The following is a 13,395-nucleotide window of genomic DNA, read 5'->3' as shown; positions in this document are numbered from 1 at the left end:
TTAAAATCATCGCTCCAATTCGCCAACCTACGCGTTGCCGTGTCGAGGCGTCAAGGGCCGATTTCCCCGGCCCGGCAAACGCTTTCCTCCGTTGACACGTTACACGCCGCCGTTTTACGTTCTGGACACCTTAAAACGTTTTGCCGAAACGTTGGCCGGAGGGCACATGAGTGAACCACCTCCCATCCTTTCGCTGCGTGACGTGAGCAAATCCTTCGGCGCCGTGCGAGCACTCCAGAACGTACGGCTCGACCTCTGGCCCGGCGAGGTCCACGGCCTGGTGGGCGAGAACGGCGCCGGCAAGTCCACCTTGGTGAAGATCCTGGCCGGCGCCCATCAGGCCGACACGGGCACGTTGACGGTGGACGGGAAGGAGCTGAGACTCACCGGCCCCGGTGACGCGCAGGCGGCGGGCATCGCGGTGATCTACCAGGAGCCCACGCTGTTCCCCGACCTGTCCGTGGCCGAGAACATCTTCATGAGCCGCCAGCCCCTGCGCTCCCTGCGCCGCATCGACGCCAGGGCCATGCGGGCCGCGACGGCCGAGCTGTTCGCCAGGCTCGGCATCCAGCTCGACCCCGACCGGCCCGCGCGCGGGCTGTCCATCGCCGACCAGCAGCTCGTGGAGATCGCCAAGGCGCTGGCGTTCGACGCGCGCATCCTGATCATGGACGAGCCGACGGCGGCGCTGTCGGGCGTGGAGGTCGAGCGGCTGTTCTCGGTGGTGGCCTCGCTGCGCGAGGCGGGCGCGGCGGTGCTGTTCATCTCCCACCGCTTCGACGAGATCTTCGCGTTGTGCCGGCGCGTCACGGTCATGCGGGACGGCCGCTGGGTCTCCACCGGGCCGGCCTCCGAGCTCACCGTCGAGGAGCTGGTCCGCCGGATGGTCGGCCGCGAGGTGTCGTCCCTCTACCCCAAGACCGCGACGGCGCCAGGGGAGGCCCGGCTGGAGGCCCGGCTGGAGGTGCGGGGGCTGACGCGGCACGGCGCCTTCACCGGCGTCTCCTTCACCCTGCACGCCGGCGAGATCGTGGCGCTGGCCGGGCTGGTCGGGGCCGGGCGCAGCGAGGTGGCCCGCGCCGTGTTCGGCGTGGACCGCTACGACGAGGGCGAGGTGCTGGCCGGCGGGAAACCGCTGCCGAAGGGTGACACGGCCGCCGCGATCGCCGCCGGGCTGGCCCTCGTCCCCGAGGACCGGCGCCAGCAGGGCCTGGTGATGGAGCTGTCCGTCGAGCGCAACGCGACCCTCACCCGGCGCTGGTCGCTGAGCCGGCTCGGGCTGCTGCTCGGCGGCGGCGAGCGGGCGGCCGCCCGCGAGTGGAGCGAGCGGCTGCGGGTCAAGACCGCCCGGCTCACCGACCCCGTCTCCACCCTGTCGGGCGGCAACCAGCAGAAGGTGGTGCTGGCCAAGTGGCTGTCCACGCAGCCGCGGGTGCTGATCGTGGACGAGCCGACGCGCGGCATCGACGTGGGCACCAAGGCCGAGGTGCACCGGCTGCTGTCGGAGCTGGCCGGGCAGGGCGTGGCGGTGCTGATGATCTCCAGCGAGCTGCCCGAGGTGCTCGGCATGGCCGACCGGGTGCTGGTGATGCACGAGGGCCGCCTGGCCGCGGAGATCCCGCGGGCGCGGGCGGACGAGGAGTCGGTCATGCTCGCCGCGACGGGCCAGCGGGGCGTCGTATGAGGGCCCGGTCGGTGCGGTGGCGCAGGGCGGCCGGCGTGCGGGGAGGCGGGCGATGACGGCGGTCGGGGTGCTCGGCGGGGCCGAGGAGCGCACCCGGCTGGTGCACCGCGTGCTGGTGATCAGGGAGCTGGGCATCGCGGTCGCGCTGGCGCTGCTGGTCGGCGTGACGGTGCTGGTCAACCCGCGCTTCCTGACCGCGCAGGGGATCAAGGACCTGCTGCTCGGCTCGACCATCCTCGCCGTGCTCGCGGTCGGCCAGAGCATCGTGGTCATCACCCGCAACGTGGACCTGTCGGTCGGCTCGGTGCTGGGCCTGTCGGCGTTCGCGACGGGCAGCCTGTTCGTGGCGAACCCGGGCCTGCCCGTGCCGCTCGCGCTGGCCGCCGGCGTGCTGCTCGGCGCGGCCTGCGGGGTGGTCAACGGCGCGCTGATCGCCGCCGCCCGCGTCCCCGCGTTGGTGGTCACGCTCGGCACCCTGTACGTCTTCCGCGGCATCGACTACACCTGGGCGACGGGCCGCCAGATCAACGCCGCCGACATGCCGCCGGGCTTCCTGCGCATGGGCAGCGCCACGGTGCTGGGCGTGCCGGTGCTCGCGTTGTTCGCCGTGGTGGTGCTGGTGGCGGCCGGCTACTACCTGCGCACGTACCGCGGCGGCCGGGAGCTGTACGCGATCGGCTCCAGCCCGCCCGCCGCCCGCCTGGCCGGCATCCCGGTCGGTAAGCGGGTGTTCGCCGCGTTCGTCGCCAGCGGCGCCCTGGCGGGCCTGGCCGGAGTCCTGTACGCGGCCCGCTTCGGCACCCTGGACGCCAACGCCGGCACCGGCTTCGAGCTGAACGTGGTGGCCGCCGTCGTGGTCGGCGGCGTGGCCATCTTCGGCGGCAGCGGCTCGGTCTACGGCGCCGCGCTCGGCGCGGTGCTGCTGACCACGATCAGCAGCGCGCTGCCGGTGCTCGGGGTGAGCCCGTTCTGGCAGCGGGCGGCCGTGGGGGCGCTGATCCTGGCCGCGATCGGCCTGGACCGGGCGCTGGCGGTCCGCCTGGCCCGGTCCCTGAGAGGAAGGAACGGCAATGGCTGAGCGCGCGACGCGGGCTCCGGGAAGGGGCGAGCGCGCGACCCGCCTGCGCGCCGTGGCCGGCTCCTGGGACGCCGTCCTGCTCGTCGCGCTGGTCCTGGTGGTCGGGGTGGGCGCGCTGGCGATCGAGGGGGTGGCCAGCCCGCGCTTCTGGCGGTTCGTCACGCTGGAGGTCATCCCGATCGCGTTGATCGCGCTGCCCATGACGCTGGTGATCGTCACCGGCGAGATCGACCTGTCGGTGGCCAGCGTGCTCGGCCTGACCTGCACGGTCATGGGCCAGCTCTGGTTGTGGGGCGTCACCTCGCTGCCGGTGCTGGTCGCCGTCGCGCTGCTGCTCGGCGCGCTGCTGGGCGCGGTGAACGGCCTGTTCGTGACCGCGTTCGGGCTGCCGTCGCTAGCGGTCACGATCGGCACGCTCGCCCTGTACCGGGGGCTGGCGTACGTGGTGCTCGGCGACCGCGCGGTGGCCGACTACCCGCCGGAGTGGACCATGGGGGCGATCGCCCCGATCCCGGGCCTGACCATCCCGTGGATGATCATCGTGGTGGCGGTGCTGGCGGTCGTGTTCGGCCTGGTGCTGCACGCCACCCCGATCGGCCGCGGCCTGTACGCGATGGGCAACAACGCCGAGGCCGCCCGCTTCACCGGCATCGACGTGGCCCGCACCAAGTTCTGGCTGTTCGTGGCCACGGGCGCGATGTCGGCGCTGGCCGGGGTGTTCTGGACGCTGCGCTACGCCAGCGCCCGCGCCGACAACGGCAACGGCCTGGAGCTGGCCGTGGTGGCGGCCGTCCTGCTGGGCGGGGTGTCCATCTTCGGCGGGCGCGGCCGGCTGGCCGGTGTGCTGGCCGCGGTCGTGCTGCTCGGCATCCTGCGCAACGCGTTGCAACTGGCCTACGTCCCGGCCAACACCCTGACCATCATCACCGGATCCCTGCTCATCGTCTCGGTCGTGGGCCCCAACGTCGCCGCCATGCTGCGCGAGCGATGGCGCCGGCGGCGGCCCGTCACCCCCCTGCCCCAGGAGTGAGGACACACCATGTCAGCGAGAATGCGAGGCGGCCGGGCGGTCGCCCTGGCGATGCTCACCGCGCTCACCCTCGCCGCCACCGGCTGCGCCAGTGCCGAGGAGCCCGCCGCCCCCGCTCAGACGGGGGCGAGCGGCGGCGCGAAGACGATCAAGGAGGGTTTGAAGATCGCCTTCCTGCCCAAGCAGGTCAACAACCCCTACTTCGACGCCTCCGACAACAAGGGCGGCAAGGTCGCGGTGGCGGAGTTCAAGGGCGTCTACAGCCAGACAGGACCGTCGGAGGCCAGCCCGTCCGCCCAGGTCTCCTACATCAACACGCTGTCGCAGCAGGGCACCGACGTGATCGTGGTCTCGGCCAACGACAAGGACGCCATCTGCGGCGCGCTGCAGGAGGCCCGCGCCGCCGGCGCGAAGGTGGTCACCTACGACTCCGACACCAACCCGTCCTGCCGGGACGCCTTCATCAACCAGGCCAGCGCGGAGGGCATCGCCGCCTCCCAGATCAAGCTGATCAGTGAGGCGGTCGGCCCGGACGGCGGGGAGATCGCGATCCTGTCCGCGACCGCGAACGCGACCAACCAGAACGCCTGGATCGCGATGATGAAGACCGAGCTGGCCAAGCCGGAGAACAGCAAACTGAAGCTGGTCGCCACCGTCTACGGCGACGACGACGACCAGAAGTCCTTCCAGGAGGCCCAGGGCCTGCTGGCCAAGTACCCGAACCTGAAGGGCATCATCTCGCCGACCACGGTCGGGGTGGCGGCGGCGGCCCGCTACTTGTCCGGCTCGGCCTACAAGGGCAAGGTGCAGCTGACCGGCCTGGGCACGCCGAACCAGATGCGCGCCTACGTCAAGGACGGCACGGTCAAGTCGTTCGCCCTGTGGAACCCGTCGGACCTGGGCTACCTGGCCGCCTACACCGGCGGCGCGCTGGCCTCCGGCCTGATCACCGGCAAGGAGGGCGACAAGTTCACCGCGGGCAAGCTGGGCGAGTACACCGTCGGCAAGGACGGCACCGTGCTGCTCGGCGACCCGTTCGTGTTCACCAAGGACAACATCGACGACTTCGACTTCTAGACAGGCGCCCCCGCCCTGGGCTCACAGCTGGTACGCCCAGGGCGGGTCGGCGCCCGCCACCGAGCAGGTCAGCGCCGACACCCGGGCCGCGAGCTCGGCCGCCGAGACGACCGTCTCCATGTCGAGCCCGTCGAGCCGGCCGCCGAGCAGCCCCTTGGCCTCCAGGGCGTGCAGCAGCCCGGCGGTGAACGCGTCGCCCGCGCCCACGGTGTCGACCACCGCCACGCGCGGCGCCGCGACCCTGGCCCGCTCGCCGTCGAGCGACACCAGCGCCCCGGCCGCGCCCAGGGTGATGACGACGAGCCGGGCCCCGGCGTCGTGCCAGCGGTCGCAGGCCCGCTCCGGCGGCACGCCGGGCAGCAGGAAGGCGAGGTCGTCGTCGCTGAGCCTGAGCACATCGGCGAACGCGCACCAGCGCTCCACCTGGTAGTCCTCGCGGGCGGCGAGGCTGGGGCGCACGTTGGGGTCGATCGAGATCGTGGCCCGCGCGGCGGCCGCCCTGGCGAACTCCTCCACGGCCGCCGCGCCCGGCTGCTTGACCAGCGCGAGCGAGCCGGTGTGCAGGCAGGAGGCGGAGCCGAGGCGGGTCTGGTCGAGCTCGGCGGGGGTCCACTGCCAGTCGGCGGTGCCGGCGGCGTAGAAGGTGTACTCGGCCCGGCCGCGCTCGTCGAGGGCGGCGACCGCCAGCGTGCTCGGCTCCCCGGCCACCACGCAGGCCGCCAGGTCGACCCCCGACGAGGACAGGTGCTCGCGGAACAGCGCGCCGAACACGTCGTGCGAGAGCCGCCCGAGGAAGCGCGCCCGCGTGCCGAGCCGCGCCAGCGCCACCGCCGTGTTCGCCGGGCCGCCGCCGGGCAGCGCCCGCAGCACCAGCTCGGCGGAGCCCGCCGCGGGCCGGTCGGTGAAGCTGTCGGCCACGCACTCGCCCAGGACGGCGATCATCTGGTCGGACCTTTCCGGTGGGGGGCGTTGACGTTTTCCGGATCGGAGTTCATCATCGCAACACAGCCGATGTCAACGATGACATATGTCAACGATGACATCGAATCCCCCCTGATAGGAACCGTCATGAATGCGAAGCTTCCGGCCGGACTGCTCGTCACCGCACTGCTGCTCGCCGGCTGCGGAGGTAACGGGCAGAGCGCCTCCTCCGCCACCCCCAAGGTCGGCCTGATCACCAAGACCGAGACCAACCCGTTCTTCGTCAAGATGAAGGAAGGCGCCCAGAAGGCGGCGCAGGCCAACGGGATGGAGCTGATGAGCGCCGCGGGCAAGTTCGACGGCGACAACGCCGCCCAGATCACCGCCATCGAGAACATGGTGGCCGCCGGCGTCAAGGGCATCCTCATCACCCCGAGCGACACCAAGGCCATCGTCCCCGCGATCAAGAAGGCCCGCGACGCGGGCGTGCTCGTCATCGCCCTCGACACCCCCACCGAGCCCCAAGACGCCACCGACGCGCTGTTCGCCACCGACAACTTCAAGGCCGGCGAGCTGATCGGCCAGTACGCCAAGGCCGCCATGGCCGGCAAACCCGCGAAGATCGCCACGCTGGACCTGGCCCCCGGCATCACCGTCGGCCAGCTCAGGCACGACGGCTTCCTCAAGGGCTTCGGCGTCGCGGCGGGCGACCCGTCCGTCGTCTGCTCCCAGGACACCCGCGGCGACCAGGCCAAGGGCCAGACCGCCATGGAGAACTGCCTGCAGAAGGCCCCCGACATCAACCTCGTCTACACCATCAACGAGCCCGCCGCGCTCGGCGCGTACACCGCGCTCAAGGCCAAGGGCCGCGAGAAGGACGTGCTGATCGTCTCCGTGGACGGCGGCTGCACCGGCACCAAGGCCGTCCAGTCCGGCCAGATCGCCGCCACCAGCCAGCAGTACCCGCTCAAGATGGCCGAGGACGGCGTCAAGGCCGTCGCCGACTTCGCCAAGAGCGGCAAGAAGGCCGCCGGCTACACCGACACCGGCGTCACCCTCATCACCGACAAGCCCGTCTCCGGGGTCGAGGCCAAGGACACCTCCTTCGGCCTGGCCAACTGCTGGGGCTGAGCATGGCCGTCATCGAAGCGCCACTGCCGCGCCGCCTCATCAGCACCCCCGTCGCCGGGCCCCTGGCCGCGCTCGTGCTGGCCTGCCTGTTCTTCGGGATCAACAGCGACCAGTTCTTCACCGGCCCCAACTTCTCGCTCATCATCCAGCAGGTCATGGTGGTCGGCACGCTGGCCATCGGGCAGACGCTGATCATCCTCACGGCGGCATCGACCTGGCCTGCGGGGCGATCATGGCGTTCGGCGGGATCGTGATGACCAAGCTGGCCGTGGACTCCGGCCTGCCGCCGCTGCTCGCCCTGACCGCCGGGCTCGCCGTCTGCGCCGCGTTCGGGCTGGTCAACGGCCTGCTGGTGACGCGGATCTCGCTGCCGCCGTTCATCGTCACGCTCGGCATGCTGAACGTGGCGTTCGCCCTCACGCACATCTACTCCAACGAGCAGACGGTGACCGAGCTGCCCGCGCTGCTCACGTTCCTCGGCCAGACCTTCCAGGTCGGGCAGACGAACGTCACCTACGGCTCGCTGCTGACGATCCTGCTGTTCCTGCTGTTCGCGTACCTGCTCGGCTCCACCGCGTGGGGCCGTCACGTGTACGCGCTCGGCAACAGCCCCGAGGTGGCCCGGCTGACCGGCATCAGGACCCGCCGGCTGACCGTCGGCGTCTACACGCTGGCCGGCCTCGTCTACGGCGTCGCAGCGCTGCTCCTGGTCTCCCGCACCGGCGTCGGCGACCCGCAGGCCGGCCAGACGGACAACCTCGACAGCATCACCGCGGTCGTGCTCGGCGGCACCAGCCTGTTCGGCGGCCGGGGCCTGGTGCTCGGCACGCTCGTCGGGGCGCTCATCGTCGGCGTCTTCCGCAACGGCCTGCAGCTCATGGGCGTCCCGTCGATCTACCAGACGCTCATCACCGGCGTCCTGGTGATCCTCGCGGTCGCCGTCGACCAGCTCTCCCGCAGGAGGATGCGATGACCACTCCCGTTCTCCAGGCGCGCGGCCTGGTCAAGAAGTACGGGCACGTGACCGCCCTCGACGGCGCCGACTTCGACCTCATGCCGGGCGAGGTGCTGGCCGTCATCGGCGACAACGGCGCCGGCAAGACCAGCCTGATCAAGGCGCTGACCGGCGCCCTGCAGCCCGACGCCGGCGAGATCCGGCTCGACGGGAAACCGGTGCGCTTCCGCGACCCCCTCGACGCCCGCCGCCACGGCATCGAGACCGTCTACCAGGACCTCGCCATCGCCGCCTCGCTCGACATCGCGACCAACATGTTCCTCGGCCGCGAGCTGCGCAAGCCCGGCCTGCTCGGCAAGGTCTTCCGGATGCTGGACAAGAAACGCATGCGCGAGGAGTCGGCCCGGCACATGGCCGAGCTGAAGATCGGGCTGCGCTCGCTGTCCCAGCCGGTCGAGTCGCTGTCGGGCGGGCAGCGGCAGGGCGTGGCCGTGGCCAGGGCCGTCGCGTGGGCCACGCACGTCGTCGTCATGGACGAGCCCACCGCGGCGCTCGGCGTCAAGGAGTCCGGCCAGGTGCTCGACCTCATCAGGCAGGTCCGCGACCGGGGCACCCCGGTCGTGCTGATCAGCCACGACATGCCGCACGTGTTCGAGATCGCCGACCGCGTGCACGTGCAGCGGCTCGGCCGCCGGGTCGCCGAGCTGAGCCCGCGCGAGCACAGCATGGCCGAGGTCGTCGCCATCATGACCGGCGCGCTCCAGGTGTCGGACGGCAAGTCCGTGGTGGCCGACCAGGACGCGGCGAAGGCCATCGGTCTCTGACCGGATGCCTGGTCTGACAAGATGTCTGGAATGCGGCGTCCGACGATGACTGATGTGGCCCGTGAGGTCGGAGTCACCGCGAAGACCGTCTCCCGGGTGCTCAACGACGACGGCCCGGTCGCCGCGGAGACCCGGCGGCGGGTCATGGAGGCGGTCCGGCGGCTGGGCTACCAGCCCAACCTCATGGCCCGCAACACCCGCGTCGGCGCCCGCGACGCCGCGATCGGCCTCGTCGTGCCCGAGCTGGGCAACCCGTTCTTCGGCACCGTCGCCGGCGGTGTCGAAGGCGCCGTGCGGGCGCGCGGGCTCACGCTCATCGTCGGCTCCTCCGACGAGACGGCCGGGCACGAGCAGGCGCTCATCGCCACGTTCCTGGCCCGCCGGGTCAGCGCCCTCATGGTCGTCCCCGCCGCCGACGGCGACCACCGCCACCTGCGGGCCGAGCGGGTGGCCGGGCTGCCGATCGTCTTCCTCGACCGGCCCGCCGCCGGGCTGACCGCCGACTGCGTGGTCAGCGCCAACCGGGAAGGTGCGCGGGCCGGCGTGGCGCACCTGATCGCGCACGGGCACCGCAGGATCGGCTTCGTCGGCGACCTGCCGGCCGCCCTCTACACGCGCAGGGAGCGGCTCCAGGGGTACCGCGACGCGCTCGACGCGGCGGGGCTGCCGTTCGACCGGGCGCTCGTGGAGACCGGGCACGACCTGGAGGCCGCCGCCCGCGCCACGCTGCGGCTGCTCGCGCTGCCCGACCCGCCCACGGCGCTGTTCGCGGGCAACAACCTCGCCTCCATGGGGGCGGTGGTCGCGCTGACGCGGGCCGGGCGCAAGGACGTGGCGCTGGTCGGGTTCGACGACCTGCCGCTGGCCGAGGCGCTCGACCCGCCGCTCACCGCCGTCGCCCAGGACCCGGCGGCGGTGGGGGCCGCGGCGGCGGGGCTGGTGCTGGCCCGCTTAGACGGCGACCGCTCCCGGGCCCGCCGTGTCACGGTGCCGACACGGCTCATCGTGCGCGGCTCGGGCGAACTGCCGCCGCGCACGATTTAGGCCGCCGCGCACGGCCTAGGGCCGTTCTGGGCCGTCCCGCACGGTTTGTTGCCATTCGGGCCGTCCCGCACGGTCCGGGGCCGTTTTGGGCCGTTCCGCACGGTCCGGGGCCGTCCGCTTGGGACGGCCCCGTTCCGCACGGCTCAGCGCTTCACCGTGAAGCGCCCGCTCAGCGGGCCCAGCTCGACGGTGTGCGGGCCCGCCGCCATCCGGCGCACGTCGAACGCGACCGTGGTGCTCCTGCCGGAGGCCAGCGGCACGCTGCGGCGCCGCACCTCCTCGCCGTCCACCACGAGCACCGCCTCGTACGAGCCGGCCCGCTCGCCCACGTTCTTCACCAGCGCCCGCACCCGCACCTCCCGGGAGCCCGAGATCTCCAGGCCGCTCACCGTGAACAGCGCCTCCGGCCCGGCCACCAGGTCGTGCACGAACACGTCGTCCCGGTGGTTGGTGTCGCCCTCGGCCAGGTTCGCCGAGCCGCTCTCGAAGGCCACGTACCGGCCGTCCTCGCTGATGGACGGCAGGCCGGCGCGGCCGTCGCCCTCCTCGCCCCGCGGGCCGGTGGACAGGCGCGTGGTGGTGCCCGCCGCGACGTCGCGGACGAACACGTCGTCGCGCCCGTTCGTGTCCCCCGCGACCAGCTCGGGGGAGTCGCTGTAGAAGGCGACCCGGCTCCCGTCGGCGGTGAGCGTCGGGGCGAAGGACATGGCGCGGGCCGGCCGGCCGCCGGTCGTCGCCGACACCAGCGCGGACTTCCCGCTGCCGAGCACCTGCACGTACAGCTCGCCGAGGCCGGCGCCGTTGGTGAAGGCCACGGCGTTCCCGCTGGCGCTTATCACCGGCCCGGTGGTCTCCTCGTCGGGGAACGGCACGGCGAGCCGCGTCAGCGTCCCCGTCTGCCGGTCCAGCACGTACGAGTCGATCACGCCGTTCGCGTCACCGGCGGTCAGGGCGTCGGCACTGCTCTGGAAGGCCACGTACCGGCCGTCGGCGCTGATCGTCGGCTCCCGCGAGTTCCCGTCCGCCTGCGCGCCGTCCCGCGTGACCGACAGCCGCCAAGTCGTGCCGGCCTGCCGGTCGCGCAGGAACACGTCGGTACGCCCGTTCGTGTCGCCCGGCACCAGGTTGGCCGCGTCGCTGTCGAAGACGGCGAACCGCCCGTCGGCGCTGAACCTCGGCGGCCCCGACGGCCCGTCGGCCGGCGTGCCGTCCGGCGCCACCGACAGCAGCTCGGTCGTCCCGGTCTGCCGGTCGTGCACGAACGCGTCCGACAGCTCGTTCGTGTCCCCGGGCACCAGGTTCGTGGCCCCGCTGTTGAAGCCGACGAACCGCCCGTCCCTGCTGACCGTCGGCGACAGCGAGAACGCGTCGGCCAGCCCGCCGCCGCTCGGCACCGACACCCGCCGGGTCTCCCGGGTGCGCCGGTCGGTGGCGAAGATGTCCAGCTCGCCGTTGGTGTCCTCGTCGTCGGTCAGGTTGGAGGCGAAGCTGGCGAACACCACCACGTTGCCGTCGCCGCTCAGCTCCGGCCACCACGCGTCGTGGTTGCCCTGGCGCCCGTCCGGCCCCAGCGACAGCCGCTCGGTGCGGGGGCGGCGCGGCAGCACGACGTCCGCGCCCGCCCTGCCCCGGCCGACCGTCACGGCCACGGGGTCCGACCTGGAGACGCCCGCCGCGTGCGCGGCCACCTGGTGGTCGCCGGCCGGCACGTCCTTGATCGTGTAGCGGCCGTTCGCGTCGGTCGTGCCCGTCAGCACGTCGGGGACGTTCAGCACGGTGACCGTCGCGCCCGGCACGCTCGCGCCGGTCGGCTCGTACGTCACCCGCCCCGAGACCGTGCTCCACCGGGTCCGCTCCAGCTCCAGCCGCACGTCCGAGAGCCGGTCGGCCCTCACCCTGAACGTCTTCGACGCCGTCACGTAGCCGAACCTGGACAGCGTCAGCGTGTGCGTCCCGGCGGGGAGCCGCAGCTCGAACCGGCCGTCCGCGTCCGTCACCGTGCCGCGCCCGTCGGCCCTGGCGACCTTGACGCCGCTCAGCGGCCGGTGGCTGCGTTCGTCGGTGACGACGCCGCGCACGCCGCTGGTCAGCGCCGCCTCCGCCACCGCGGCGTAGGCGTCGATGCGGCCCCGGCCGACGCGCGGGTTCGGGCGCGGGCCGTAGCGGTCGTCGGAGACCGACGTGCCGGCGAGGATCTCCTCGGCCGCCGCCACGGTCAGGCCGGGGCGCGCCTCCAGCATGAGCGCGACCGTGCCGGAGACGTGCGGGGTGGCCATCGAGGTGCCGTTCAGCGCGGCGTACTGGCCGCCGGGAATGGCCGACACCACGTCCACGCCGGGGGCGGAGACGTCCGGGACGACGTACTCGTCCGGCCACTCCGGCGGCGCGTCGAACCAGTCGGTGCGCTTGACCACGCCGCCGCAGGAGAAGTCCGGCACGTCGTCGTTGGCGTCGGTCGCGCCCACCGCCACGGCCTCGTACACGTTGCCGGGGCTGCCGGAGCCGCCGGGCGAGCACTCGTTGCCGATGGCGAAGGACGGGAACGCGCCCGCCCGGTAGATGTTCCTGGCCGGCTCCACCAGTTCGTCGGCGTAACCCTCGGCGCCCAGCGACATGCTGACGACGTCGGCGGGCTCGCCGGCCGGGGTGCCGTCCGCCTTGTACGGCGCCAGCGCCCACTGCATGCCGGCGATGACCTGCGCGAGCGTGCCCCGCCCGCCGGGGATGACCAGGCCGGCCATCAGCTTCGCGCCCGGTGCGACGCCGATGCGCGTGCCGGAGGCGTCGCCGCCCGCGATCGTGCCCGCCACGTGCGTGCCGTGGTAGGCGCTGTCGTGCGGCTCGCTGGCCACCGGCTTGCCGTCGGCGTCGAACTCGATCCAGCCGCCCGGCGCCTTCGGGTCGGCGGCGTCGGTGCTGACCAGCTTGCCCTTCAGGTCGGGGTGGGTGACGTCGATGCCGGTGTCGAGCACGGCCACGCGCACGCCCTTGCCCGTCAGCCCGCGCTCGTCCTGCACCCGGTCGGCGCCGATCTTGGCCAGGCCCCAGGTCGTGGCGCCGGCGAGCTTGGGCGCCGCGGCCTTGCTCGGCTCGGGGGCGGTGAGCGTGAAGTTGGGGATGATCCGCTCGACCAGGTCGAGCTCGGCCAGGGCGCCGAGCGTGCCGGACGTGGCCCGGACGAGGATCATGTTCTTCAGCCAGAACGTGTTGACCACCTGGTCGCCGCGCGAGCGCACGAACGCGGCGACCGGGTCCTGCACGGGCGCCGCGCTCTCGGCCAGCGCCGCGCGGGCCTCGGCGGCGGACTCTGCGGCAGACTTGACGGGCGGCGGCTCCTGGGCGGTGCGCAGCACGACGACCGCCTCCAGGCGGCCTCGGGCGCTGCTCATCTGTTCGACCAGCTTGGCGTCGATCTTGGGTTCGCTGCCGGGCGCGACGGTGGCGGTTTCCGCCCGCGCCGGGCTCGCGACGATCATCCCGTACGTCCCTGAGGTCATCACAACGGCGGGTAAGACGGCGGCGAGCAGGCGCCGCCCGGCGGAACGGCGGGAGGTCAGCGGCATGGGGCTCCTTCATCATCGTGGCCGCTGGGGCCGATGGTGCACCGAGAACGCTGACATCCTCCGATGTTTCCTGACAAGATCCGTTGAT

At 72.8% G+C, this 13,395-nt stretch carries 11 protein-coding genes; 9 read left to right on the top strand and 2 right to left on the bottom strand.

Annotated features, from left to right (window positions below):
• The first annotated feature begins 166 nt into the window (after positions 1 to 166).
• From KIS93_RS08665 to rhaS, 4 genes are read left to right on the top strand one after another with little or no spacing between them, the layout of a single operon-like run.
• A complete protein-coding gene (locus KIS93_RS08665) occupies positions 167 to 1,684 on the top strand; it encodes a sugar ABC transporter ATP-binding protein (protein WP_080040547.1) in 1,518 nt (505 codons plus the stop codon).
• A gap of 52 nt (positions 1,685 to 1,736) precedes the next feature.
• Entirely contained in the window at positions 1,737 to 2,762 is a 1,026-nt protein-coding gene (locus KIS93_RS08660) for an ABC transporter permease (RefSeq protein WP_080040546.1), read from the top strand.
• A complete protein-coding gene (locus tag KIS93_RS08655) occupies positions 2,755 to 3,792 on the top strand; it encodes an ABC transporter permease (RefSeq protein ID WP_080040545.1) in 1,038 nt (345 codons plus the stop codon). Before KIS93_RS08660 ends, KIS93_RS08655 begins: the two co-directional genes overlap by 8 nt.
• A 9-nt stretch (positions 3,793 to 3,801) precedes the next feature.
• The gene (rhaS, locus tag KIS93_RS08650) at positions 3,802 to 4,869 is read left to right on the top strand and encodes a rhamnose ABC transporter substrate-binding protein (RefSeq protein ID WP_080040544.1); all 1,068 of its coding nucleotides are present in this window, start codon (positions 3,802 to 3,804) and stop codon (positions 4,867 to 4,869) included.
• 21 nt (positions 4,870 to 4,890) lie between these two features.
• Here the strand turns inward: rhaS and KIS93_RS08645 are convergent, their stop codons facing one another.
• Positions 4,891 to 5,811, bottom strand: coding sequence for a carbohydrate kinase family protein (locus tag KIS93_RS08645; protein ID WP_080040543.1), 921 nt, complete (start codon positions 5,809 to 5,811; stop codon positions 4,891 to 4,893).
• 126 nt (positions 5,812 to 5,937) lie between these two features.
• Between KIS93_RS08645 and KIS93_RS08640 the strand changes: the two genes are divergently transcribed.
• From KIS93_RS08640 to KIS93_RS08625, 5 genes are read left to right on the top strand one after another with little or no spacing between them, the layout of a single operon-like run.
• The gene (locus KIS93_RS08640; RefSeq protein WP_186404026.1) at positions 5,938 to 6,921 is read left to right on the top strand and encodes a sugar ABC transporter substrate-binding protein; all 984 of its coding nucleotides are present in this window, start codon (positions 5,938 to 5,940) and stop codon (positions 6,919 to 6,921) included.
• 2 nt (positions 6,922 to 6,923) lie between these two features.
• Positions 6,924 to 7,175 (top strand): hypothetical protein, encoded by a 252-nt coding sequence (locus tag KIS93_RS63220; protein ID WP_222107354.1) that lies wholly within the window; start codon positions 6,924 to 6,926, stop codon positions 7,173 to 7,175.
• On the top strand, positions 7,154 to 7,894 hold the full coding sequence (locus KIS93_RS08635) for an ABC transporter permease (protein ID WP_222107353.1): 741 nt from the start codon (positions 7,154 to 7,156) through the stop codon (positions 7,892 to 7,894). The genes KIS93_RS63220 and KIS93_RS08635 overlap by 22 nt, the downstream gene beginning before the upstream one ends.
• Positions 7,891 to 8,700, top strand: a complete 810-nt coding sequence (locus KIS93_RS08630; protein ID WP_080040541.1) for an ATP-binding cassette domain-containing protein — start codon at positions 7,891 to 7,893, stop codon at positions 8,698 to 8,700. The genes KIS93_RS08635 and KIS93_RS08630 overlap by 4 nt, the downstream gene beginning before the upstream one ends.
• A gap of 45 nt (positions 8,701 to 8,745) precedes the next feature.
• The gene (locus KIS93_RS08625; RefSeq protein WP_222107352.1) at positions 8,746 to 9,744 is read left to right on the top strand and encodes a LacI family DNA-binding transcriptional regulator; all 999 of its coding nucleotides are present in this window, start codon (positions 8,746 to 8,748) and stop codon (positions 9,742 to 9,744) included.
• A 143-nt stretch (positions 9,745 to 9,887) separates the two neighbouring features.
• Here KIS93_RS08625 and KIS93_RS08620 read toward each other — a convergent pair whose 3' ends face one another.
• On the bottom strand, positions 9,888 to 13,307 hold the full coding sequence (locus KIS93_RS08620; RefSeq protein ID WP_080040539.1) for a S8 family serine peptidase: 3,420 nt from the start codon (positions 13,305 to 13,307) through the stop codon (positions 9,888 to 9,890).
• Positions 13,308 to 13,395: the final 88 nt, after the last annotated feature.

The sequence above is a fragment of the [Actinomadura] parvosata subsp. kistnae genome (assembly GCF_900323885.1).
In the GTDB taxonomy this organism is placed as follows: domain Bacteria; phylum Actinomycetota; class Actinomycetes; order Streptosporangiales; family Streptosporangiaceae; genus Nonomuraea; species Nonomuraea composti.
The sequence above is the reverse complement of the archived record's forward strand: the minus strand, read 5'-3'. Positions and strand labels throughout refer to the sequence as shown.

Bases quoted from the DNA above. Each gene is read 5' to 3' on its own strand.
- KIS93_RS08635 (WP_222107353.1), top strand. From the start codon at position 7,154: ATGGCGTTCGGCGGGATCGTGATGACCAAGCTGGCCGTGGACTCCGGC.
- KIS93_RS08660 (WP_080040546.1), top strand. From the start codon at position 1,737: ATGACGGCGGTCGGGGTGCTCGGCGGGGCCGAGGAGCGCACCCGGCTG.
- rhaS (WP_080040544.1), top strand. From the start codon at position 3,802: ATGTCAGCGAGAATGCGAGGCGGCCGGGCGGTCGCCCTGGCGATGCTC.
- KIS93_RS63220 (WP_222107354.1), top strand. From the start codon at position 6,924: ATGGCCGTCATCGAAGCGCCACTGCCGCGCCGCCTCATCAGCACCCCC.
- KIS93_RS08665 (WP_080040547.1), top strand. From the start codon at position 167: ATGAGTGAACCACCTCCCATCCTTTCGCTGCGTGACGTGAGCAAATCC.
- KIS93_RS08625 (WP_222107352.1), top strand. From the start codon at position 8,746: ATGACTGATGTGGCCCGTGAGGTCGGAGTCACCGCGAAGACCGTCTCC.
- KIS93_RS08630 (WP_080040541.1), top strand. From the start codon at position 7,891: ATGACCACTCCCGTTCTCCAGGCGCGCGGCCTGGTCAAGAAGTACGGG.
- KIS93_RS08655 (WP_080040545.1), top strand. From the start codon at position 2,755: ATGGCTGAGCGCGCGACGCGGGCTCCGGGAAGGGGCGAGCGCGCGACC.
- KIS93_RS08645 (WP_080040543.1), bottom strand. From the start codon at position 5,811: ATGATCGCCGTCCTGGGCGAGTGCGTGGCCGACAGCTTCACCGACCGG.
- KIS93_RS08640 (WP_186404026.1), top strand. From the start codon at position 5,938: ATGAATGCGAAGCTTCCGGCCGGACTGCTCGTCACCGCACTGCTGCTC.
- KIS93_RS08620 (WP_080040539.1), bottom strand. From the start codon at position 13,307: ATGCCGCTGACCTCCCGCCGTTCCGCCGGGCGGCGCCTGCTCGCCGCC.